25 protein-coding genes and 2 pseudogenes are annotated in these 21,694 nt (G+C 36.7%); 5 read left to right on the top strand and 22 right to left on the bottom strand.

The features are described from left to right. Nucleotides 1–110 precede the first annotated feature (110 nt). A complete protein-coding gene (gene maa / locus JF53_RS11380; protein WP_047982325.1) occupies nt 111–668 on the bottom strand; it encodes a maltose O-acetyltransferase in 558 nt (185 codons plus the stop codon). A gap of 282 nt (nt 669–950) precedes the next feature. On the opposite strand from maa, the gene JF53_RS11375 reads away from it, so the two are divergent. The 3 genes from JF53_RS11375 to JF53_RS11365 all read left to right on the top strand — a co-directional run bounded on the left by JF53_RS11375 (nt 951) and on the right by JF53_RS11365 (nt 4,625). Next, nucleotides 951–1,316 (top strand): hypothetical protein, encoded by a 366-nt coding sequence (locus tag JF53_RS11375; RefSeq protein ID WP_047982326.1) that lies wholly within the window; start codon nt 951–953, stop codon nt 1,314–1,316. 83 nt (nt 1,317–1,399) lie between these two features. Further along, nucleotides 1,400–2,062: an ABC transporter ATP-binding protein gene (locus JF53_RS11370; RefSeq protein ID WP_047982327.1), complete on the top strand. Its 663-nt coding sequence runs from the start codon at nt 1,400–1,402 to the stop codon at nt 2,060–2,062. Between the two features lies 1 nt (nt 2,063). Beyond that, nucleotides 2,064–4,625: an FtsX-like permease family protein gene (locus JF53_RS11365; protein WP_047982328.1), complete on the top strand. Its 2,562-nt coding sequence runs from the start codon at nt 2,064–2,066 to the stop codon at nt 4,623–4,625. 191 nt (nt 4,626–4,816) lie between these two features. Here the strand turns inward: JF53_RS11365 and JF53_RS17275 are convergent. The 3 genes and pseudogenes from JF53_RS17275 to JF53_RS11355 all read right to left on the bottom strand — a co-directional run. Continuing rightward, nucleotides 4,817–4,915, bottom strand: a pseudogene (locus tag JF53_RS17275) (maltose acetyltransferase domain-containing protein); the annotation flags it as partial. Nucleotides 4,916–4,930: 15 nt separating this feature from the next. After that, a complete protein-coding gene (locus JF53_RS11360) occupies nt 4,931–5,299 on the bottom strand; it encodes a hypothetical protein (protein ID WP_157052500.1) in 369 nt (122 codons plus the stop codon). A 26-nt stretch (nt 5,300–5,325) separates the two neighbouring features. After that, entirely contained in the window at nt 5,326–5,853 is a 528-nt protein-coding gene (locus tag JF53_RS11355; protein WP_047982330.1) for a hypothetical protein, read from the bottom strand. Between the two features lie 178 nt (nt 5,854–6,031). On the opposite strand from JF53_RS11355, the gene JF53_RS11350 reads away from it, so the two are divergent. Together JF53_RS11350 and helD are read left to right on the top strand one after the other, a co-directional pair. Then, nucleotides 6,032–6,409: an SLAP domain-containing protein gene (locus JF53_RS11350; RefSeq protein WP_047982331.1), complete on the top strand. Its 378-nt coding sequence runs from the start codon at nt 6,032–6,034 to the stop codon at nt 6,407–6,409. Nucleotides 6,410–6,594: 185 nt separating this feature from the next. Next, a complete protein-coding gene (gene helD / locus JF53_RS11345; protein WP_047982332.1) occupies nt 6,595–8,835 on the top strand; it encodes an RNA polymerase recycling motor HelD in 2,241 nt (746 codons plus the stop codon). A 43-nt stretch (nt 8,836–8,878) separates the two neighbouring features. Here helD and sspO read toward each other — a convergent pair whose 3' ends face one another. The 18 genes and pseudogenes from sspO to JF53_RS11275 all read right to left on the bottom strand — a co-directional run. Continuing rightward, nucleotides 8,879–8,998 (bottom strand): small acid-soluble spore protein O, encoded by a 120-nt coding sequence (gene sspO, locus JF53_RS11340; RefSeq protein WP_157052510.1) that lies wholly within the window; start codon nt 8,996–8,998, stop codon nt 8,879–8,881. 123 nt (nt 8,999–9,121) lie between these two features. Continuing rightward, on the bottom strand, nt 9,122–9,982 hold the full coding sequence (locus tag JF53_RS11335) for an AraC family transcriptional regulator (RefSeq protein ID WP_047982334.1): 861 nt from the start codon (nt 9,980–9,982) through the stop codon (nt 9,122–9,124). Nucleotides 9,983–10,152: 170 nt separating this feature from the next. Next, the gene (locus JF53_RS11330) at nt 10,153–10,872 is read right to left on the bottom strand and encodes a YkgJ family cysteine cluster protein (protein ID WP_047982335.1); all 720 of its coding nucleotides are present in this window, start codon (nt 10,870–10,872) and stop codon (nt 10,153–10,155) included. Nucleotides 10,873–11,014: 142 nt separating this feature from the next. Beyond that, nucleotides 11,015–11,671 (bottom strand): ribonuclease H family protein, encoded by a 657-nt coding sequence (locus JF53_RS11325; RefSeq protein WP_047982336.1) that lies wholly within the window; start codon nt 11,669–11,671, stop codon nt 11,015–11,017. Nucleotides 11,672–11,776: 105 nt separating this feature from the next. Beyond that, nucleotides 11,777–12,949 carry a hydroxymethylglutaryl-CoA synthase gene (locus JF53_RS11320; RefSeq protein ID WP_047982337.1) on the bottom strand — a complete coding sequence of 391 codons (1,173 nt, stop codon included), beginning with the start codon at nt 12,947–12,949 and terminating at the stop codon, nt 11,777–11,779. 161 nt (nt 12,950–13,110) lie between these two features. Beyond that, nucleotides 13,111–13,275: a hypothetical protein gene (locus JF53_RS17645; protein WP_162200786.1), complete on the bottom strand. Its 165-nt coding sequence runs from the start codon at nt 13,273–13,275 to the stop codon at nt 13,111–13,113. Nucleotides 13,276–13,352: 77 nt separating this feature from the next. After that, entirely contained in the window at nt 13,353–13,643 is a 291-nt protein-coding gene (locus tag JF53_RS11315; RefSeq protein WP_047982338.1) for a HesB/YadR/YfhF family protein, read from the bottom strand. 195 nt (nt 13,644–13,838) lie between these two features. Continuing rightward, nucleotides 13,839–14,258 carry a VOC family protein gene (locus JF53_RS11310; RefSeq protein WP_047982339.1) on the bottom strand — a complete coding sequence of 140 codons (420 nt, stop codon included), beginning with the start codon at nt 14,256–14,258 and terminating at the stop codon, nt 13,839–13,841. 72 nt (nt 14,259–14,330) lie between these two features. Further along, nucleotides 14,331–15,002, bottom strand: coding sequence for a hypothetical protein (locus JF53_RS11305; RefSeq protein WP_047982340.1), 672 nt, complete (start codon nt 15,000–15,002; stop codon nt 14,331–14,333). 55 nt (nt 15,003–15,057) lie between these two features. Beyond that, nucleotides 15,058–15,648 carry a GNAT family N-acetyltransferase gene (locus tag JF53_RS11300; protein WP_047982341.1) on the bottom strand — a complete coding sequence of 197 codons (591 nt, stop codon included), beginning with the start codon at nt 15,646–15,648 and terminating at the stop codon, nt 15,058–15,060. Next, nucleotides 15,638–16,165 carry a DNA topology modulation protein gene (locus JF53_RS11295; protein ID WP_047982342.1) on the bottom strand — a complete coding sequence of 176 codons (528 nt, stop codon included), beginning with the start codon at nt 16,163–16,165 and terminating at the stop codon, nt 15,638–15,640. The genes JF53_RS11300 and JF53_RS11295 overlap by 11 nt, the downstream gene beginning before the upstream one ends. Nucleotides 16,166–16,178: 13 nt before the next feature. Continuing rightward, nucleotides 16,179–16,729, bottom strand: a pseudogene (locus JF53_RS11290) (histidine phosphatase family protein). A gap of 140 nt (nt 16,730–16,869) precedes the next feature. After that, nucleotides 16,870–16,989 (bottom strand): DUF6254 family protein, encoded by a 120-nt coding sequence (locus JF53_RS17880; protein WP_236686942.1) that lies wholly within the window; start codon nt 16,987–16,989, stop codon nt 16,870–16,872. A 25-nt stretch (nt 16,990–17,014) separates the two neighbouring features. Next, a complete protein-coding gene (locus JF53_RS17700; protein ID WP_169750789.1) occupies nt 17,015–17,185 on the bottom strand; it encodes a hypothetical protein in 171 nt (56 codons plus the stop codon). 72 nt (nt 17,186–17,257) lie between these two features. After that, a complete protein-coding gene (gene abc-f, locus JF53_RS11285) occupies nt 17,258–19,117 on the bottom strand; it encodes a ribosomal protection-like ABC-F family protein (protein ID WP_047982343.1) in 1,860 nt (619 codons plus the stop codon). A 169-nt stretch (nt 19,118–19,286) separates the two neighbouring features. Next, the gene (locus JF53_RS18005; protein WP_330218287.1) at nt 19,287–19,400 is read right to left on the bottom strand and encodes an RAxF-45 family protein; all 114 of its coding nucleotides are present in this window, start codon (nt 19,398–19,400) and stop codon (nt 19,287–19,289) included. 143 nt (nt 19,401–19,543) lie between these two features. Continuing rightward, nucleotides 19,544–21,205 carry a glycerol-3-phosphate dehydrogenase/oxidase gene (locus JF53_RS11280; protein WP_047982559.1) on the bottom strand — a complete coding sequence of 554 codons (1,662 nt, stop codon included), beginning with the start codon at nt 21,203–21,205 and terminating at the stop codon, nt 19,544–19,546. A gap of 227 nt (nt 21,206–21,432) precedes the next feature. Continuing rightward, nucleotides 21,433–21,694 (bottom strand): FGGY-family carbohydrate kinase (locus JF53_RS11275; protein ID WP_269083299.1); only part of this gene is annotated, 262 nt, incomplete at its 5' end.

The following is a 21,694-nucleotide window of genomic DNA, read 5'->3' as shown; positions in this document are numbered from 1 at the left end:
CCATCACCCGTAGTTCCCCAATTAACAGATTTAGATAGGAATAGATTCCTAATTGACGTAAAAAACCATAAAAAAACCACCATACATGTCATATGGCAGTTAAAATAATGTTATTCAATTATTTTTATTACTTTAGCAGGATTACCACCCACAACAACATTATCAGCTACATCCTTAGTCACAACCGCACCCGAGGCAATCACAACATTATTCCCAATCGTAACACCAGGATTAATCACCGCTCGACCACCAATCCAGACATTATCACCAACCGTGACTGGTTTACCTAATTCTACACCTGAATTCCGCTCGATCGGATCAATTGGATGTGTTGCGGTATAGATATGTACACCAGGAGCCATCATGCAGTTATCCCCGATTCGAATTTCGCATACATCCAACATGACACAATCAAAGTTCGCGTAAAAATTCTCCCCCACATGAATGTTATAGCCATAATCACAACGGAAGGTTGGCTCAATATAGATATGCTCACCCGTTGAACCAAAGAACTTCTTTAATAGTTCTGCTCCTTTGTCCATTTCCGTTTCTATTGTTTGGTTATAAAGTCTTGTCATTTTCCTGGCTTGAAGTCGGTCCTGAATTAAGACGCTGTCACTTGGATTATAAAGCTCTCCTCTAATCATCTTTTCTTTTTCTGTGTTCATCCAACTAACCTCACTTTAGCACTTCAAGATTATTCTTTATTGATAGTTTAATAGTCAACATTTTTGAAATTCATCTTAGACAATTTTCATTAACTATATCAAACTTTTAAGTATAAAGTAAATTTTTAAAAATATATTTTTTGATACTATTTTTATCTGAAAAGAACAAAAAAATAATATTTTCTGATAAAATATATACAGATGAGGTATTTTATGGTAATTTACAGGTACATACATATAAATTACTATAATGTATGATTAAAGGATAGAGGATGTATAAAAATGAAGAAATTATTTACACGCACTTTCATAACGATAACATCATTGGTAGCACTGTTAGCTTTTTCTTCTGTAAGTGAAGCAGCAAGTGTTAGCCCAAGCTCTCAAACAATTAGAGGTAGTACAGCTAGAGCAGATTGGAACTTTACATGGAGTCTAAGTGGAGCACATGCTGTAAGATTTAATCCTGGTGATGGAAGTGGAACTCGATTATGGGATTCTAATAACACAGTTCGTCTAAGTAAAATTAACTTTACTTATTACAGTCAAGAAGAATGGGAAACTTACAATCCTACATTTACTGCAATAAGAATATCTGATGGTACAGCACAGGCAGCAACTGCTCAAGTTCAAAAAAGGTTACCTTAGTCATTTAACCAAGCACAAACAATGAAATCCCTTTAAGCTAAACCACTTAAAGGGATTTCTTATAAATGGAGTGAGCAAAGTATATGATAAATATTCAAAATCTTGGAAAAAGTTTCGGGGTTAATCCTGTTACGACCGCATTGAACAATATTGACCTACATGTTAATAAAAATGATTGGGTTACTGTTTTGGGAACATCGGGTTCTGGGAAAACTACACTACTTAATATCATTGGTGGAGTTCTAAAACCATCTTCAGGATTCGTCAAAATAGATGGCACTACCCTTAACAAAATGGATGCAACTAACCTGCAAGAATATCGCCGTAATAAAATTGGTTTTATCTATCAAGACTTCAAATTGTTCAATCAATATACGGTATTAGAAAATGTGATGGTTCCACAGCTTCCCTACGGAGAAAGGAAGGAAGTTGAAAAAAAGGCAACACAATTAATAGAAGATGTAGGACTAACCCACAGAATTAGTCATTTTCCACAGGAATTATCGGGTGGAGAAAAACAACGGGTTGCTATAGCTAGGGCTCTCTTAAACAACCCGGATATTTTACTATGTGATGAACCTACAGGTAACTTAGATAGCACAAATACAGATAACATCATGCGTTTCATCCAAAATCTACATAAAACGGGAATAACCATTATTTTTGTCACGCATGATGAAACCTTAGTTAAATATAGTAATAGAATCTTAACCTTGCAGGATGGAATGGTGAAGGAGTATACGTAGCATGAAACAATTATTAAAGAAAAATCTAATTAAAAATATAAAGACAAGTATATTACTTTTTTTTGCATTTTGTCTTATTTTTTCTATAATACCAATCGCATTATTCTCGATTACAACTATGCATAGCGATATTCATGCTGATATTGCAGAGAATTCTAGAGGTAGTTATGACTTATTAGTCCGATCACCTGTCGCAATTTCAACTATTGAAAAAAAACTAAACATTGTTCCGGAGAATTACTTAGGTGGTGGTAAAGGTGGTATTTCACTCGCTCAATGGCAAAAAATTAAGGGCAGAGATGATATTGAAATTGCAGCACCAGTCGCATCCTTAGGATATTTTACTGGCCTTAATACAACATTAGGTGTATTACCTTCACCTGATAAGGCATCATCCTATCAAGTAGAATATTCTACAACCGATGGTGTCAACGACTATGTATATAACACATATGAACAGCTATATTTAGAAACGAACAATGACGATTACCCTTTAGAGGTTCTAGTAAATCAAAAAGAAATGTTTAGCTTCATGCATCCGCTTCATGCCTTGTTTCCTCTTCCTGTGACCTACAATCATTTAGTTGCTGTCGATGCAAAAGAAGAAGAAAAATTAACTGGAATTAGCTTTACAGCAATAAAATATGGCGAAGAACAAAAGGGATTAGCGCAAGGACCAGGTTCTGATCCCCAATTATTAGAAAGCGTGCACATTATTCCAGTAATGCAATTACAAGATAGTGATATATCAATCAAAGCAAAAATAAAGCACGGAGAATTACCCTTTACAAAAGAGGATACACTTCAATTTCAAGATCAACTAGGAGTAAACGAGATCTATGAAATTATTAACGACATTGATGATCCTGAATACCAACAATTTTTTGATGAACTTATGGATGCGCCAAAAACTAATGAAATTTATCATGAATTAGAATTAACAGACTATGTTAAGCCTTTCAATGCAGAAGCTAAAGGACTTGTTGTAAGCGAAAATGGTGAAATTCTAGATATGGATGAATACAGTAAAAGTGTGAGCTATGCTAATTCCATTAATTGGAATAATATAACACGCTACTATTTAGCAGATCCGGTATCCTATAAACAAACAGATGACGGTCTCCGAGTAGATAAAGTAGGACAAGAAAATGGCATACCTACCTATCGTCAGCTTGAAGAAAAAGGAATCAGCATTAAAGATACCTTTGGCTCATATGAATCGCTACAAGTAATGACTGACCCTGTAGGCTACTATCAAATAGATGGAAAGGATACTAGTTTAGCTTCTAGTCCCCTAGGTATATATCAATTAGAACCAGTGAAGTATATTGATGCTAACAGGAAGGAAATTACGTTAACACCTACATTTACTGCTGGAAGCTTTGTCACAGCTCCCGCTGAGGGAATAACAAATATAGAATCTGCAGAATTTGTAAAGGGAGATAAACCTATCGATGCAATTCGCGTAAAAGTAGCCGGAATTGATGCATATTCTCCAGAAGCAGCAAAGAAAATTGAGAATATATCAAACGAAATTAAACAAATGGGCCTACATGTAGATGTTGTTGCCGGTTCTTCCTTACAGACGATTAATGTAGATATTGAAGGTGTAGGAGTAGTCCAAGAATCCTGGACGACACTAGGTGCCTCTGGACAAATTGTCGGGCAATGGGACATTACTAATCTTTTATTAGCTATAGCTTTTGTACTTGCCTCTATCATTTATGTTCTAAATCGTATCAAACTGTGGAGCACTGAAAAAGCAGAAGGAATACGCCAATTTAAATTACTAGGCTGGAAATTCAAGCATATTAAAAGCTTATATCAAAAAGAAATATTTTGTTTACTCACTTTATCTGTCATTTTATCGTTAATAGGTGTAGGAGTCTTTATGCATACCGAACCGCAATACAGCAGATTACTTTTATTTCAAGTATCGGTTATTATCGCTATTTTTATTTTTGTGAAATTGCTAGTAAGGAAACACCTTAACTTTATTCTAGAAGAAAAAATTACAGAAACACCTCAAAAAGTAAAAACAACTAATTCTTTAATACTAAGGAATGTATTTTATTATCGTAAAAGTATTTTTTCGACGTTCCTTCAGATATTATTAGTAAGTTCGCTTGCCTCTTTCGTCTACTTATCATTAACAAAGTCAGTCGCGCAAACGAATCTTACCATATTAGGTCAGTATATTAACGCTGGAGTTGGTGGATGGAATAACATTGTAATATTTTGTACGTTGTTATTAACCCTAATCACTTTAATTGAGAATCTTAGTACAATGCTCCATAACCGAAGAGGAGAAATAACTAATTTCAAACTATTGGGATGGAAGTATAATGATATTACCAATTTATATCTAAAAGAAATCTCTCTATGGACGGGCATCGCATTGTTGATTGGGTGTGCCATTAGCTTTGCGTTTTTCTTCAGTTTTTATCCAGTAAGTCTACAAAATCTTTCTTTCATCATATTAACAGGATTATGTTTATATATATTTATCATATTCATTTCCTATGGGATTTTGAAAGGGAAATTGAGAAAGTCGTTACACTAAAAAACAGAAGAACTAAAATTATTATTACGATAGGCACACCCGATCATTTACAAGCTCGGTGTTCGTGCCTTTTTTCAATTAATATTTGTAGGTATTGTATCATTCCATTCCCAATTTAAATAAGTTCTTCCTACGGTAATTGGTTATTTTCCATTTCTTCCAAATACACATTCTCAGACGAACTTATAAAATCTTGTCATTTTCCTAGCTTGAAGTCGGTCCTGAATTAAGACGCTGTCACTTGGATTATAAAGCTCTCCTCTAATCATCTTTTCTTTTTCTGTGTTCATCCAACTAACCTCTTTTCATAATTGTTCTTTAAATATTAGAACCATCCATTGATTTTTAACTAATAGACTTAAAATTATATTTAATCGAATGAACAGATACACTACTAAAGGAATAAAGCACATTGCCTGAAGTAAAAAATGCGCCAATGTTATAACATCATAATCATTCAGCGTAAAATCCCATACGTCAAACGTCATAATTGGCACTTGAATATCAGTATAACCAAAGCCATTGGTTATACTTAGTAGAACCACGACCACTATCGTAAACACCACGATAATAAGCATTGTATATAAAAAGGCTCCTAACGTTTTAATGTTAAGTATCCGATACCAAGACAAAGGTATTCCTTGAAGAAGTGTTTTGTTTTCACGATCTCGCACCACTATGTCACAACTAACATAAATCGCTATAAAGAATAAATGATATATTTTTGCTCAATCAACTCATATGTTATCGGCAACCCTTCATCTAAATATCCCTGATATTGAAGCAAGGTTTGATAATAGTCATGCATTCTATCCTTTCCAGGAAATGGAGATTGTTGGTATTGTCCTGGTTCTCCCGTGTAATTCCCCATCCCCTTCGCGATATAATGTAAGCGCAAATGAAGAAATCTTTCAAAATTATCTTCCTTATAGGCGGTTAACATCTTATTATGTATCTTGTAATAATATTCTCGTTCAGCATAAACTGGACTTTGAGCCATGTACACAAATCCAGTTGCTCCTCTTTTCTCCCAGTCACGCTGTATAATATATAACTCCCCTAATTCCTGCTTCATTTTTACTGCATCAAAGGAATCTGCAGTTTCTCTGTTTGGTAAAATCACTAAGCAATAGCTATATAACATAACTAACAGAAAAATCAGAAATAAAAAGTTCTTTTTACTCCTAAACATGATTTGAAATTCATGATAAACTAATGCAGTTTTCATATCGTTTCCCCTTATCCGCCCTGAAGCAAACAATAGATCGTTCTCGCCGTACCAAATCGAAGAAATCATTCGACAAATTTCTATCACTATATCAAACTGATAATATGAAGTAAATTAATTTTGAAAAGTCTTGGTAATAAACTATAATGAAGATAATTTTCAAGAAGGAGAATCAATCATGCAATCACTCGTATATGAAGCCGCTTGGGATAAAACCATTTCTGTTCAAGATCGCACATTAATTGAAGAAACTTTTCAGAAGGTAAACTTAAAAGAAGAAGGCGTCCACTTCACCCCATTACGATGGGATAAAAATTATAAAAACGAATTATTAATTATGGTACTCGTACATAATAATACAGATCAAGAATTAGCTTTTGACACAACAAAAATTAGCTATATTCAAAAAGAAAGGGTATTAGCGATGCATACATTTACTTTACCAAACCTTCTTGTTAAGCATAAAACAAGTATGCCGTGGACCTTTATATTCCCAGTAGGTACATATAATCGAAACGGGACTTTTCAGGAGGGTAATCTTATACTAGCGGAGTAATTTTTGAGGAAAATAAAAAAACGCTTTTCCTCAAAAAAACGTTGTCTCATTGCATTATATATGATAAACTAAGTAAGTATTTGCTTTTTGAAAACCGAACACACTACATCCATCTTATTTTATTGTAGCACTGTCGGTTTTGGAAGTCAACAAAAAAGGAAAAAATATAGAACGGGGTTGATTTAATGGGACATGACAAAAACATTCGTTCGGAACAAAGTCGTGTAGATGACGTCATTCAAGAAATCAACAAAAAGGAAGAAAAGCTTTACGCTAAAGCAGGCGGTCTCAAGCAAAGCATTGTCGATCTTCGTAAAAACTTCTGGGAAGATGTTACCGTAAACCTAGAAGAAATGGATGATGTAATCGAAACACAAGCTAGCATTAAGCAGCAAGCAGAATTACTTTCCGAGCGAGAACGGTCTCATGGCGAGATAGCAAAGGAATTAAAAACGTTAGATCGCCTAAAGGATTCCCCTTACTTCGGGAGAATAGATTTCACTGAAAAACCTGGCAATGAAAAGGAACAAATATATATTGGAATAGCATCCTTAATGGACCTTGAAGAGGAAAATTTTCTGATATATGATTGGCGCGCTCCCATTTCTAGCCTTTATTACGACTTCCCCCCTGGTGAAGCCTATTTCAATACAATAAATGGTACAATCTCTGGTGAAATTTCCTTGAAACGCCAATTTATTATCAGACAAGGAAAAATTAATGGGATGTTTGATACAGGTGTAACGATTGTAGATAGTCTTCTGCAAACCGCACTTGGAAATAATGCGAGCACAACCATGAAAAGTATTGTCGCAACCATTCAAAAAGAACAAAATAAAATCATTCGCAACGAACACAGTAATTTATTAATCGTGCAAGGGGTTGCTGGTAGCGGGAAAACTTCTGCAGTTCTTCAACGCATTGCCTATTTACTGTATCGTTTTCGCGACAACCTAAATTCCGATAATTTATTATTATTTTCACCTAATCCGTTGTTTTCAAGCTATATCGCTAATGTACTACCTGAGCTTGGTGAAACCAATATTAGCCAAACCACTTTTCTTAATTTTTTACGAGACGGAATTGAAAAGAATATTACGATTGAGTCCCCATTTGAACAAATGGAATTTACGTTAACGTGTAAAGATGAAGCGAAGTTAAAGGAAAGAAAACAAAACATGTACCTTAAATCAAGCATCGAATATAAATCGATACTTGATGAATATCTTGGTTCATTAGAAACACAAGGCGTTCAATTTAAGAATATAAAATTCCAAAATGAAGTCCTTGTTTCTAAAGAGCGTATTTACGACTATTTTTATTCACTCGATGACACGATTTCTGTACCAAACCGAATAGAGCTTGTTTCCAAATGGCTCTTAAAGGAATTACGTGAATATCAAAACAACGAAAAGCAAAAAGACTGGGTATTGGATCAGGTGGAGTTATTAGATAAGGAGGATTACTTACAAGCCTACTACCAAAATCAACAAGTGGATGAGGACGATTTCAGTTTAGAGGAAGATTTTCTACGTACGGAGGTAGTAAAAAAACAGTTTGCCCCAATGCGTAAACGCGTGCGAAAATATGCCTTTGTGAATACATTGACAACCTTCCGTAATATGTTCACTGATTGGGGGCCTAGCCAAAAACCCGCAAATTGGGGCACAATATGTAGCCTAACACACGAAAACCTAGCAAGGAAGTGGTTAACCTGGGAGGATGCTACAGCCTATCACTATTTCCGAGGAAAGCTGATTGGAAATAAGGAATACCGGTCCATTCGCCATTTATTCATTGATGAAGCACAGGATTATTCTGCTTTTCAATTTGCATACATGAAGGAGATTTTCCCTTATACACGTATGACCTTACTTGGAGACATTAATCAAGCAATATACTCCTATGCCTCTGATATGAATCCGTTGGTACCAGATTTAATTGATGAAAATCACGAAAGAATTACCCTAACAAAAAGCTATCGATCCACCAAGGAAATCGTTGAATTTACCAAAGCATATGCACCTGATGGTGATATCATCGAACCATTTGAGCGTAGTGGTGAGCCCCCAAAGATTATTCAATTAGAGGATCGTACCAAGCTTTCCGTGACATTAATCGAAAACATTAAAACATTGCAGGAAAAAAATTTTGAGACGATCGCAATTATCTGTAAAACGTTAGAAGAAAGTAATCAACTTTATCAACTATTGCATGATAAAATCGCTATTAGACAGATTAACGAAGAAACGTATTCTTTTGAAAAGGGAATCGTTATTCTGCCGGTGTATTTAGCAAAGGGAATCGAATTCGATGCAGTCATTATCCCGGACGGATCACCAGAACACTATAATCAGGAATCCGACCGCACCCTATTCTATACCGCTTGCACAAGAGCCATGCACTCGTTGACCGTGATACGGTGACAGGCACCACCCGAATTTTGTCGATTCGGGTGGTGCCTGTTTTTTATTGGCGCTTTTTTGTTTTTTTGTTGTTGTATTTTTCGTTGGCTGTTAATGGTTCATTAGCAAATTCATGATCGAACTTCTTGGAGAGGTTCCCTCTGACTGCTTGTTCATCACTCATGCCACCTGTTTTTTTGTTAGAATATTCACCCAATGTTTGCACCTCCATACTAATAGTCTTTCATGGTAAGACGGTTAGTATGTACGGATTTTCGGGACATTTCTAAGCTCAAAGCTACCGTTATTATTTCTTAATCGGAATCCAAACCTCGCTATAATAGTCTTCCGATGAAGGATCCTTATCGCTTAAATAGACTTCCATCTCTGGTCCACCAGCATGCTCATATCCAGTTGAAGGGAACCACTCCGAAAAAACGCGTTCCCAAACTTTTTGTATCGCGTGAGGCATAGCGCCATGTACAGGGAAAACTGCCCAATTCGCTGCTGGAATTTCACACTCTTCCCAGTCAGGTGGAAGCTTATCACTATTCTTTTCTGCCCCAATCAAATAGACGAGGTTTTCCTGTTCCTGGTCAAACGCTAAACAGATACCAAGTATACCTAGTGGCCCACAATTCTTGTCCAGTTCTTTTGTAAACCCATTCGCATTAGACTCACTCCAATACGCTGCTATGTTGCGATTGTTTTCTCCACCAACCGTAGAAGTACGGATGCTTTTTCCTACTACCGTAAATGCTTCTTTCTCCACAATCTTGTAATCCATTTCCACATCACCCTTTAATTGAATTTGAAAAGAGAGCTTTGGATAAGCCTTCAATGATTGACTATCCTTCTTCACATTAGATGGACTAATTCCGTGAATCTTGCCAAACGCCTTCGTAAATGCTTCTGGACTTTCATAGCCATACTTGATCGCAACATCAATCACTTTAGAATCTGAGTTGATCAGCTCCTGAGCCGCAACCGTAATACGGCGATTCCGGATATATTCGCTTACGGTATACCCAGTCAGCATGTTAAACATGCGTTGAAAGTGAAATTTTGACATGCAAGCAACTGCTGCAATCCGTTCAATTACAAGCTCGCCATCTAAATTCTCTTCTATATAGTCAATACTAACAACCATTCGTTGAAGTCCTTCCATCTCGTTTCTCCCCTTCCCTAGCTTTAGTTTAGCGGTGTCTTGGTGAGTAATCCTGTTCTATCGTGCTCACTTATGACAGATTATATGGTGATGGCGAAATGCTAAACATGACAATTCATCACACACACCCGGAAAAGCTACCTCACAAAAGCTACCTACTGTACTCTCTTCTATCGTAGCCAATTCGCCAAATAATCATGTTTATACGCATCCTCTGGATACTGGATAAAACCAGTATCCCCTTTCTCATAAAGGAATTGTAGAAATTCATTTAACGCGCCCATGTATTCGCCATATAAAAATTCAAAGCTAATCGTTTCCTTAGGCATTAAATTATCCTCACAAACCTTAGGATCGGTATAATTTACATACGTACGACACGGCAATGGACGAATTTCATAAGCCATACATTGGTTCGTTTCGGTATTCAGCATGGGACAAGGAATTAAACTTTTTCGGTACTTTAACTTAAAGTCTGTATCTTCATCAAAATCCAACTCCAGAATTGGCTTTAATGACTCGCCATATTTTTGATAATAATGAACTAGATGCTCTTCTACTTTCATTCGTCTACTTGCTGGAAAATTTGCAATTGCTTTCTTCATAAACTTTGCTTCCATCTCATTAATGATGATTGGAAAATAACAGCAAAAAGCACAACCTAATCGGCAAGTGGCTTGGAGTTCAACACTCTTTTCCATACTGGAAATCTCATCACTAACTACCTGCAAAAGTTCAGAAAAACTAGCTAGTAATTTGGTTTCTATAGGGGCATCTTCCTCTGCCCATTTCTCTACTATATGATAAAATTTCTCTTCATCTATTTCATATTCATTCATTAAACTATCACATTTTGCCTGAATCGCTTCAAGCGTTAAATACCGTTGCATTTCTTACCCTTCTCCCTTATAACCTTCAAAACATATACAACAATTGTTAACTATTTTCTGTGCTTTGTAAATAGCTAATGGACTACATGATTATTCATAAAACAAGCTATATCTCACAACTCACTGGAGATATAGCTCATTTTCATTCCATTTCACGTTTACTAAAAACTTCTGTGCCACTTAAGGCTTGGGTGGCTAGCTGATCTGCTTCTCGATTCTTCTTGCGCGTTACCAGCTGATAGTCAGGCGTAATACCTAGCTTCTCAAGCCGTGCTTCAATTCGCTCTATCCATCGTAGTAATTCTGGCTCATAGCATGGCCATTCATCCTTCATTTGATTAATAACACCTTGGGAATCACCTGTAAATGTTACTGGAAGGTGATGGACACCAATTAGTTCTAGCTCCTGCGCTGCTAAATGAAGTGCAGCATACTCCGCCTCGCTATTCGTAGTAAGTTCCTCTACTAACGCATTTTTACGTAGCCGATATTGCTTTCCATCTTGTTCATAATAAATAACACATCCTAAACCAGAATGCTTCGTTTCATTATCAAATCCACCATCAAAGAACACAACAATGTTGTGTGGCTCCGATTCAATTCCTGCTAGATACTTTTTCAGTTCCTTCATAATCCACGTCGTATCATGATTATCGAAGAATGTCATCGATTTTATCCGACCCGTTTTGTCTAAATCCTCCGCTAATAATAGTGCTTTTTCCGGGTTCATGTCTTCTGAAACAAAATTCGTCTCTGTGCCCTTAGGCGTTCTATACGTTATCTCAATTCTAATCTTCATCCGTCATCACCCTTACCTGATTGGATATGTTTATTTTTGCCGAAATGCAGCAGAATACCACGATATAGAATAAGCTCTAGGAATGATTACCCTAGAGCTTAAAAACTAAGACAGCTTGTTCACGTATTGACGCTTACCGTCCATCACACCCGCTAAACAAATCGTAGCTGGATCCTTAGAAATATTCAATTCAATATTAGCACCGTCTTTTGGTAAGGTTTCTTCAAAAATTTCCTCGTATTCCGCAACAGAAACTTCTTTACGCATATTGAATAATTGCTTATGCGCATCTATTTTTAAATGATCGCGATAATTTGGTTGGAGAACCCCTGTAAAGAACTCCCCTACCGCACCGGATCCATAGCTGTACAAGCCTATTCTTGCACCATCTTGTAAGTCTTCTTTTTGTTCCAATAGCGATAGTAGACTTAAGTAAAGAGATCCAGTGTAGATATTTCCGACATTTCGGTTGTAGGTTGTACTTAACTCGTAATTCTCCAGCAAACGAGTACGGACTTCTTCTGATGTTTCCTCCAGCACTGTTCGTAATGCTTTAAGTCCCATCTTCGTATATGGAAGGTGATAACAAATTGCTTCCATATCAGCCAAAGTTAATCCAGATTTCTCTTTATAGGATTCCCACACTTTATTAAAGAATAAAATATATTGTTCGTTCGAAAATTTTCCATCTACAAAGGCAGTATCCGAATAGATTGGACGCCAAAAGTCCATAATATCGTTTGTTAGATAAACATTATGATTTTCCAGTTCCATGATGCTAGGGTTTGCACTGATAATCATTGCAACTGCACCAGCGCCCTGTGTTGATTCGCCGCCGGTGTTCAGTCCATAACGTGCAATATCCGTACCCAATACAAGTACTTTACTCTCTGGATTTAACGCGATATGCCCCTTTGCCATTTGTATCCCAGCAGTTGCGCCGTAGCAAGCCTGCTTCACTTCTACCGCACGCGCGTTAGCTTTTAGTCCTAATAATTGGTGAACATACACCGCACCAGATTTCGAATGATCAATTCCTGACTCTGAACCAAAAATGACATAATCAATTTTTTCACGATCTTCATCAGTAATTATCTCCAATGCCGCATTAGCCGCTAGTGTAACGGAATCCTGGGTAATCGGTGCAATAGCCATCTTACTTTGACCAATCCCAATAGTAAATTTCTCTGGTTCAACATTACGAGCAACTGCTAGGTTATTCATATCCACATAAATATGCGGCGTGTAAAATCCGATTTTATCTATTCCAATTTTCATGCTGACTCTCCTTTAACAATATCTCTTTTTCTATTATAACTATTTGTGAAAAATCACACAAATCAAAGCTCCGTTGTGTATCAGCGCAAACAAAAAGGAGCCTGTGTCAGCCTAGGTGGCAAACAAGCTCCAGTAAGTACATGCTACAAAACTAGCCGTTATCACGTTTTCGTTTGTTCTTTTTCCCATTTAGGTTTAAAAAACTCACTATCGGATGCAAATTCCGCGTCATCTTTCTTACTACGTTCCGGCTCCGTATTGTATTTAATCCCGTGGTTCTTCTGTCTACCGGTATCTCGGTTACGATTTTTATTTTCTTCAGACATGAAAAGAATCCTCCAATCAAGACATTAATTTATCCTCGATAATTAGTATGTCCCGGTTGGCGCTTCTTATTTCAAGACTATCTTGCCGTGAATTGATATTCTACTTCATCTTGGCCCATTACAACCTTCATGTCATATTCTTCTATAAACCAAGCGTCTTTTTCACTAAAATAAAAAGTAATTCCTTCAACCTCTTGTTTTACGCCAATTTCACCATCTAACCCAACGGATAATCCTAAAAAGTAATTGGGGTGTTCTGTTTTAATCCCACCATATATTTTTAAAAAGAAATGTACGTAATCTCCTGTGTCTAATCCCATTTCTTCTTTGAACCATACTGCTGCTTCCTTGGTGACTTCTAACTTCATCTTTACACCTCATTTAATTGTTGTTTATCCATGTTGTTTCATCATTCGGTAGGAACAAATTTTATACAAAATAACTTCTAACCTGACTGTATTATGTAGCGTTACAGAAGTCAAAGAATTGTAATTGAATAAGTAGCGTTTTATGTGAGAAACAAGTAATAACTGTAACAAAATTGTTGATAGAATTATTTCTGATTACCCTTCTAATTGGTATTTTTCTTTAAAATCATGACTTAATTCACTCCATACATCAAAACAATTCCCATCCATGTCATAAAACACAAAATTATAGCCTGGATGTCCTCGATCTTCTATCTCACTTACCACAACGCCATTCTCACGCAGAAAAGTATGGAATTGCTTTAAGACGTCAAGACCATTTACTTCAAAAGTAAAAGCAAAATGCTGCTCACCTTTATAATCGATGAAACCTATTTTCTCCCCAGGCCGTGCTTTGACAAGAAAAAAACTCTGATTTGCCAAATCCAATATCGCTTTATTTTCATCACGGTAATTTTCAACTGCACCTAATAGTTGTCGGTACCAGCTTGAAGCTTCTTCTGGGTTGTTCACCGGTATGTATGTTGTTCCTACCCGTTTTAGAAAGTTCTTCATTATATATTCCCCCTATTTACATCATCATTTTCTCCCACGCATGCAAAGCTAGTCATCAATCGAGATTTAAGCTTAATCAATATTTCTAGCTTCCCAATCAAAATCTCCATTTTCTATCCATGTTAATAACTCATTATTGCTAAGGATGCGATAACTCTGCCCTTGAATCCGAACAATATCCTTTCCAACTTGGACATAAATACGTTCATACTGCTCTGTTTTTATGTTTAACCAATATTTATCACACGGAAACAAATTGACTTCCTTCAATTCCATAGTAGGTTCTTCTAATAGCCCCTGTATCATTTCTTCATCTTTATTCTCTACCCATTGGTCATATTCTGCAGTATTTTCAAGAGAAATATCTGCTATTGATCGATTCCTTAAAAGATCTGTCATGACTTCCTGATAGGTCGTATATTTTTGATGATCCATTATGTATGCAGATGGAATAATAAGGATAACACTAGCGATTGTTAAAATCACAACCGTTCTTTTCATTAGATTCATCGTAAACAACGACAATAACAAACTTAAAAACGCTAATATGACAGCATCTATAAATATGTAACGCAAAGAATCGTACCCTATTAACAAGTCAAATTTATAAAGTATATGAAAGATGTAAAACAGTCCTGCACTCAGTAGTGGAGCTAACCACCATCGCTTTAAGAAATACGCGCTAAATATCCCTGCCATTAACGATATAACTGGAAATACAAACTGCGATAAATCTACATCCATAAGAAGCATCTCCAATCTATCTAGCTTGAAGTTCGAATACTTTAATCAAATATTTTCAATCGCTTAACATTTTTTCAAAGCAAACGCATTCGTGAACCCGCTTGAATTTATCCTTTATAACGTGTTTATCTTTTCCTACATAATGGGAAAATGTATAAACTGGATATAACGCTGGAATCTCACTACGAATATGACCTTCTAACTCGTCATTCCCTTCCATATAAACATGTAAATAGGAATCAACCTTTTGAAATCCACTTCTTTCATACCAGTGATTCACCCAATCATCATCTCTCGTCCAGGCTTCGAAACGATTTAGGTTCTTGGAGATGGCGACTTCTATCCCTTCCCGCAATAATGCGGTTGCAATTCCTTTCCTGCGATGGTCAGGATGAACGGCAATATGCCAAATCATACCACCAAGCCCTGTCCCTCTTGAACAAACAGTTCCTTCTTCTACTTCGTATTCAATATCTAATATCCCTACAATGGTTCCTCCTTCCACTGCAACTAGTTCAATGGCAGGATTTTCATACTGTTCTTTTTGCTTGAGTACATTATCAAAATACGCAGTATCTAGAAATGACAGCACCCGGCAACGTACCCATCCTTGTTCGTCATTTGGCTCATACGACCTAATTTGCATCGTTTTTCTCCCTCGCTATCACTTGTAAAAATTGTTCTACCTGTCTGGGTGATTGAAGAATAATAACTTCCTTCTCCGTCGTGAGTTTCCTTATTTTATCCAAAACACCTGGTCTTTTCGCTTTCGGATATTGCCATACCCATTTTAGAAAGTCTACATCTAACCGTTCCTCACAACCTTCCCCCATGTCTGGCCGCGCGGCATTCCTGTATTGTATATTCCTTTTTACTACGCGATACAAACAAATAAACCGAGATATATCTAAAAATATGATAGTATCTGCCTTATTTAAACGGATATCCATTGTTCCGCCATAATTCCCATCGATAATCCACGCTTCCTCCGCGACAAGTCTTTGTTGGATTTGTCGTTGTTCATCCTTTGGCACACCAACCCAACCAGGATTCCAAAATAACGCATCAAGATGATAAACATTAATCTGTAGCTTTTCACCTAATTTACGCGCAAATGTTGACTTACCCGATCCGCCAGAACCAATAATCGCAATCCGCCGCATTCTCGTCCTCCGTTTAATCCAATATTTTCTTACAGTCTATAAATCTATTGTCTTCAAATCTTAATCGATAGATTGCAGGCATTTGGAGACTTTTCCAAAACACATAGCCGTATGTATTATCAAAATAATTCATGATAAGTACCATTAAATTACCATGGGTACCAACTACGATATTTTTCCCATTGTACATTTCTATTACTTTTAACACTGCCCGAAGCCCTCTAGCTTGAGCCATGTTATTGGACTCACCACCAGGAAATTTAAATTCAGGATTTCCCCAAACCTTTTCCATGGCAATTGTAAAGTCTTCAACAGGAACTTCTGAAAGAATTCTTTCTTTAAAATCTTCTATTGGGACAATCTGTTTAGCAATGTATCCGCGATACCTTGAACAGTTTGAATGGCACGCTTGTATGGACTTGATAAAACAACATTAATATTTTCGGATAGTAAAGATTCTGTAACACGCTTAGCATCCTCAAAGCCTTTTTTAGATAAAGGTCTCCCCAGCTCATCTGGTGTGTAAGTAGAATGAGCATGACGTACAAAATAGATACTAGTTATCATGAATTCACCTGTTCCTCCCAAGCTTCTATTCTCCTACCTTCATCATAGCATAAATGCCCGAATCAACTGAATACTTTTAAGATTTAGCTTGCTATAACGAAGACCCGCAACTAGAATGTTTCGGGTCTGATGTGGTGTTATTTATTCTCTTCCGCTTCTTTTGCTAATTCTTCGTTAGACTTTACCTTACCATGCGGATTTTGGGAATTCTTTTTACCTCGCCACTGACGGGATTCACGACTTTTAGGGTTGGACATTAATCAAACTCCTTTTCAAAACGAATTATATTTCCCAGTTATTTGCTCTTGCTTTCTTAGCCTTTTCCTTATGTTCTTGGTTAGCCTTGGCACTACCACTTCCAATTTCCTTTGAAAATTCACTATCTGTTTTACTGGAATCAAAACCTTGTTTATTCTTCTGAGCAGCATCATTTTTCTTCGTTCGCTTAGCCAAAAATATCCCTCCTTTTCTGCCTTAGTATAGGAAAAGGAGGCTGAAATATGCGCAATCAAAAAGCGTAATATTTTATTGACCTATTTCCTTACATAGTTCTTCCCATCTGCCTTCTAATAGCTCTTTATCGTCGTATAATTGTTGTAGAACATTTAAGTCATTTGTTTCCATAAGCTGCTTTTCAATTTCTATTATTTTTGCTTCTATTTTCTCTACTTCCTCGATACGTTTCGGGTTAGAATTTCTATTTGATATTTGTTTTCTTGGAGTTTTGTTGCGCTTAACCGGTTGCTCCTGTACCACCAGTTTTTCAGCCATCTTCACTTTTGCATAATCATAATTACCCTCAAAATAATGAAGCTGCTGTGACTGAATCCAATAGATTTTTTCAAAAAGCTTATTAATAAAATATCGGTCATGCGACACGACCAGAATCGTGCCATTGTATTCCTCTAGTGCTTCTTCCAATACCTCTCGCGATTCAATATCTAAGTGGTTTGTCGGCTCATCAAGTACTAATAAATTTATATCGTGATACATTAATTGAGCTAATCGCAAACGCATTTTCTCTCCACCACTAAGCTGTGTTACTTTGCGAAAAACCGCATGGCCATAAAATAAAAATCTGGCCAAAATATGTCTTGCTTCCCCTTCTGTTACGTGGATATCCTCGCGAAAAGCCTCGATTATAGTTATATCACTACTATCTAAGAATGTATGTTGGGATAAGTAGCCGATCTTAACATTACTGCCTACTAGTACTTCACCCTCATCGGGCGAGAGATTATTCAGTATCAAATTAATTAAGGTTGACTTACCTGTACCATTCTCACCGATAATAGCTACACGATCCTGATAGGTAATATGCATGTTAACCTGTTTAAAGAGCGTTCGATCAGCAAATCTTTTTGTCACATCCTTTAACATGACTACATCCTTGCCACTGCGATCTGCTGCCTCTACCTCAAATCCCATTTTCTTTCGTTGTAGAATAGGGCGATCAAGTTTTTCCATTCTCTCCAGTGCTCTTTCCATATTTCTCGCTCGCTTATGCAAGCCTTCATTAGGTGGATTCGCTTGATTAGCCCACTCTCTAAGTCGTTTAATTGCTTCCTTCATTTTCTTGATTTTCTTTTGTTGTTCTTCATAGGCTTGAAATTCTCGAAGTAAACGTGCCTCTTTTTCCTTTACATAGCCTGAGAAATTTGAAAGATATCCAATAATTTCTCCGTCCTCTAAATCGAGAACCTTTGTGACAACTTCATCCATAAAATAACGATCATGCGAAACGATAACAACTGTACCGGGATAGTCTTTCAAAAAAGCACCGAGCCATTCAACCGCCATTAAGTCTAAATGATTGGTTGGTTCATCCAACAATAATAAATCCGGTTTTTTTAATAGTGTTAGCGCAAGACCTACTTTCGTCTGTTCTCCACCACTTAACTGGGAGAATTTCTCGTATAGCAGGGCTTTTATATTCAGACCGTCTACCACTTTTTCAATTGAAGCTTCTATTTCATACCCACCTTTTATGGCAAACTGATCTTGGTATTCCCCATAATCACGCATTAATTGTTCTAATCTATTTCCACTAATTTCTTCGCTCATTTCTCTTTCTAGTTTTGTTATTTTCTCTTGAAGTGAAATTAGCTTAGCAAAAGCACGATATAATACATCCTTTACGGTGATTTCACTAGGATAGGTTAGACTTTGCGCAAGATAACCAATTTGCAGCCCTTTTTTCCAATGAATCTCCCCATTATCAGGAACTTCTTCCCCAGAAAGTAAGCGAAACAGAGTAGACTTACCACTCCCATTTCGACCAACTAGGCCAACTCTTTCTCCTTCTTTCACTTCAAAACTAATCTCTTCAAAAATGGTATTCCCACCGTACATTTTTGCTATTTTATTGACACTACATATAATCATGAGTATTCCTCCTTAAAATAAAAAAAGCCATGGCGATGTATTGCATCCCATGACTTCAAGTTCCATGAATAATAAGGTACAAAAAAAGAGCGTGCTAAACGCTCATCTTTACCTTACTTCTTAAATTTATGTGGATAAAGAGATGTTTTCACCGTTTTAGGTTTGCTATTTAGTTGCTAAAAAAGGGCATACGTATCCCGTTATCAACTACAACAGCAAATTTTGCACGAACGAAATATAGGAAGTTAATCCAATATTCGTGCACTAAAACAGTCTTCAACATCTTCATCCACCCCCGTTCAATAATATTACATTGATTATATAACATGGCAGATAAATTTTCAAACTGATTTGAATTTCCAATCTATAAGCTATCTTCTATGTAGAACTAAAAAAATCCTCCTGATCACAGGAGGATTTTCCACATTAGTCACGCTCGATAGGTGTTACAGCTTCATGTAATAATTGATCAAGCTCTTTAGTATATGTTTCTTTTTGCTCTGCAGTATAACCAAATTCCTTCGTCATAAAGTCAATTACTGCTTCTTTATGAGCGTGAACCCAATTAATATTGAAGAATAATGCACCAGTTCGACGAATGAAGAAGTCTATTGGCTTGTAGACTAATTCATAGTCTAATGCATAACGTAGCATCGCAAATACAACAGGCTCAATCTTTTCTGATTCAGCTTTTTCACGGTTGTTTTTATAAAGGTCAAACACAATATCTACATTAGAACCGTATCTTCTGATTAGTGCTTCAGCAGTTTCTTTATCTAATCCAAGCTCTTTCGCTTCCGAAATCTTTTTGCCGATAAATACTTGGAATCCTTCAGAACCACCAACATCACCACCAGAAATTGGTAAGTGTTTCGTTTGTGTAGTTGGATAGTGTTTTCCTTCTGCTGCATTTAATTGCTTAGCAACTAAGTCAACAATACTTTCAGCCATTTTACGGTAACCAGTAAGTTTACCACCAGCAATTGATAATAGGCCAGACTCTGATTCAAAGATTTCATCTTTACGTGAAATTTCAGAAGGTGACTTACCATCTTCATGAACTAACGGACGTAAACCTGACCAGCTAGACTCTACATCGTCAGCAGTAATCTTCACATCTGGGAACATAAAGTTAATTGCTTTAATTACATAGTCACGGTCAGCAACAGTCATTTGCGGATGAGCGATGTCACCTTTGTATACTGTATCTGTTGTACCTACATATGTTTTACCTTCACGTGGAATAGCGAAGACCATACGACCGTCTGGCGTATCAAAATAGATTGCTTGTTGTAATGGGAATCGTTTACCATCAAACACTAAGTGAATACCTTTTGTAAGCTGTAACGATTTTCCTTTTTTAGATCCGTCAATTTCACGAATTGTATCGACCCATGGACCAGCAGCATTAACAATGCGTTTCGCATAGATTTCTGAAACAGAACCATCTGTTAAATCTTCCACTTTAACGCCGACTACTTTACTGTCTTTATAAATTAGGTCGGTTACTTTCATGTAGTTCAGTGCTTTGGCACCTTTTTCAACTGCTTTTTTCATTACTTCAAGTGTTAGGCGAGCATCATCTGTTTTGTACTCCACATAGTAACCAGCACCTTTGATTCCCTTACTCTTTAATAACGGCTCACGGTTTAGGGCAACATCTGGTTTAAACATTTTTCTGCGCTCACTCTTCTTAACGCCAGCAAGAAAATCATAAACCTTAAGACCAATATTTGTAGTAAACGGACCAAATGTACCGCCTTTATAAAACGGTAGCATCATCCATTCAGGAGTTGTTACGTGTGGTCCATTTTCATACACAATCGCACGTTCTTTCCCAACTTCTGCTACAACTCCGATTTCAAACTGTTTTAAATAGCGAAGTCCACCGTGTACTAATTTAGTAGATCTGCTTGATGTACCTGCTGCAAAATCCTGCATTTCAACTACTGCTACGTTCATTCCACGAGTTACAGCGTCTAATGCGATACCAGCACCAGTAATACCTCCACCAATGACAAGTAAATCTAATGCTTCAGCTTGTATTTCTTGTTTAATCTCACTTCTTTTTAAATTTGAAAATTGCATGTTCTTCGTTCCCTTCTCTTTTTTATTATGCACTGCTTGCTTTCCTCTAATCTCCATTATCACCATTAGAAAAACAAAAAGAGACCACAAAAACATCCTATTTTAACTCGATAAAATAGACTGTTGTGGTCTCTCGGAATCTCCACCATAATTATTAACTTGTCTTTAGTATACCATGATACGTTATTAATGAAAAGACCTTACATTTTTCTTATGGGAGGATGTGATTATTTATACGCTCTTGTAGCTGTGACTGCTTTCTTCCAACCGCTATATAATTCCTCACGCTTCTCTTCCGCTAATTCTTCTGTAAAGGTGCGTTCATTTTGCCATTGTTTAGCAATCTCAGATTTGTCTGCCCAATAGCCAACTGCTAAACCAGCAAGATATGCTGCACCTAGTGCTGTTGTTTCGTTTACAACAGGTCGATCAACAGGAACACCTAAGATATCACTTTGGAACTGCATTAAGAAATTATTCTTCACTGCG

This window comes from Ornithinibacillus contaminans (genome assembly GCF_001038425.2).
Taxonomy (GTDB): Bacteria; Bacillota; Bacilli; order Bacillales; family Amphibacillaceae; genus Ornithinibacillus; species Ornithinibacillus contaminans.
This window is presented reverse-complemented; position numbering and strand designations above follow the sequence as displayed.

Bases quoted from the DNA above. Each gene is read 5' to 3' on its own strand.
- JF53_RS11365 (WP_047982328.1), top strand. From the start codon at position 2,064: ATGAAACAATTATTAAAGAAAAATCTAATTAAAAATATAAAGACAAGT.
- JF53_RS17880 (WP_236686942.1), bottom strand. From the start codon at position 16,989: ATGTCCAACCCTAAAAGTCGTGAATCCCGTCAGTGGCGAGGTAAAAAG.
- abc-f (WP_047982343.1), bottom strand. From the start codon at position 19,117: ATGATTATATGTAGTGTCAATAAAATAGCAAAAATGTACGGTGGGAAT.
- JF53_RS11300 (WP_047982341.1), bottom strand. From the start codon at position 15,648: ATGCAAATTAGGTCGTATGAGCCAAATGACGAACAAGGATGGGTACGT.
- JF53_RS11370 (WP_047982327.1), top strand. From the start codon at position 1,400: ATGATAAATATTCAAAATCTTGGAAAAAGTTTCGGGGTTAATCCTGTT.
- JF53_RS11330 (WP_047982335.1), bottom strand. From the start codon at position 10,872: ATGCAACGGTATTTAACGCTTGAAGCGATTCAGGCAAAATGTGATAGT.
- JF53_RS11310 (WP_047982339.1), bottom strand. From the start codon at position 14,258: ATGAAGAACTTTCTAAAACGGGTAGGAACAACATACATACCGGTGAAC.
- sspO (WP_157052510.1), bottom strand. From the start codon at position 8,998: ATGAGTGATGAACAAGCAGTCAGAGGGAACCTCTCCAAGAAGTTCGAT.
- JF53_RS11335 (WP_047982334.1), bottom strand. From the start codon at position 9,982: ATGGAAGGACTTCAACGAATGGTTGTTAGTATTGACTATATAGAAGAG.
- JF53_RS18005 (WP_330218287.1), bottom strand. From the start codon at position 19,400: ATGTTGAAGACTGTTTTAGTGCACGAATATTGGATTAACTTCCTATAT.
- JF53_RS11315 (WP_047982338.1), bottom strand. From the start codon at position 13,643: ATGAAGTTAGAAGTCACCAAGGAAGCAGCAGTATGGTTCAAAGAAGAA.
- JF53_RS11295 (WP_047982342.1), bottom strand. From the start codon at position 16,165: ATGCGGCGGATTGCGATTATTGGTTCTGGCGGATCGGGTAAGTCAACA.
- maa (WP_047982325.1), bottom strand. From the start codon at position 668: ATGAACACAGAAAAAGAAAAGATGATTAGAGGAGAGCTTTATAATCCA.
- helD (WP_047982332.1), top strand. From the start codon at position 6,595: ATGGGACATGACAAAAACATTCGTTCGGAACAAAGTCGTGTAGATGAC.
- JF53_RS11280 (WP_047982559.1), bottom strand. From the start codon at position 21,205: ATGCAATTTTCAAATTTAAAAAGAAGTGAGATTAAACAAGAAATACAA.
- JF53_RS11355 (WP_047982330.1), bottom strand. From the start codon at position 5,853: ATGAAAACTGCATTAGTTTATCATGAATTTCAAATCATGTTTAGGAGT.
- JF53_RS17645 (WP_162200786.1), bottom strand. From the start codon at position 13,275: ATGTCTGAAGAAAATAAAAATCGTAACCGAGATACCGGTAGACAGAAG.
- JF53_RS11350 (WP_047982331.1), top strand. From the start codon at position 6,032: ATGCAATCACTCGTATATGAAGCCGCTTGGGATAAAACCATTTCTGTT.
- JF53_RS11320 (WP_047982337.1), bottom strand. From the start codon at position 12,949: ATGAAAATTGGAATAGATAAAATCGGATTTTACACGCCGCATATTTAT.
- JF53_RS11305 (WP_047982340.1), bottom strand. From the start codon at position 15,002: ATGGATGTAGATTTATCGCAGTTTGTATTTCCAGTTATATCGTTAATG.
- JF53_RS11375 (WP_047982326.1), top strand. From the start codon at position 951: ATGAAGAAATTATTTACACGCACTTTCATAACGATAACATCATTGGTA.
- JF53_RS11325 (WP_047982336.1), bottom strand. From the start codon at position 11,671: ATGAAGATTAGAATTGAGATAACGTATAGAACGCCTAAGGGCACAGAG.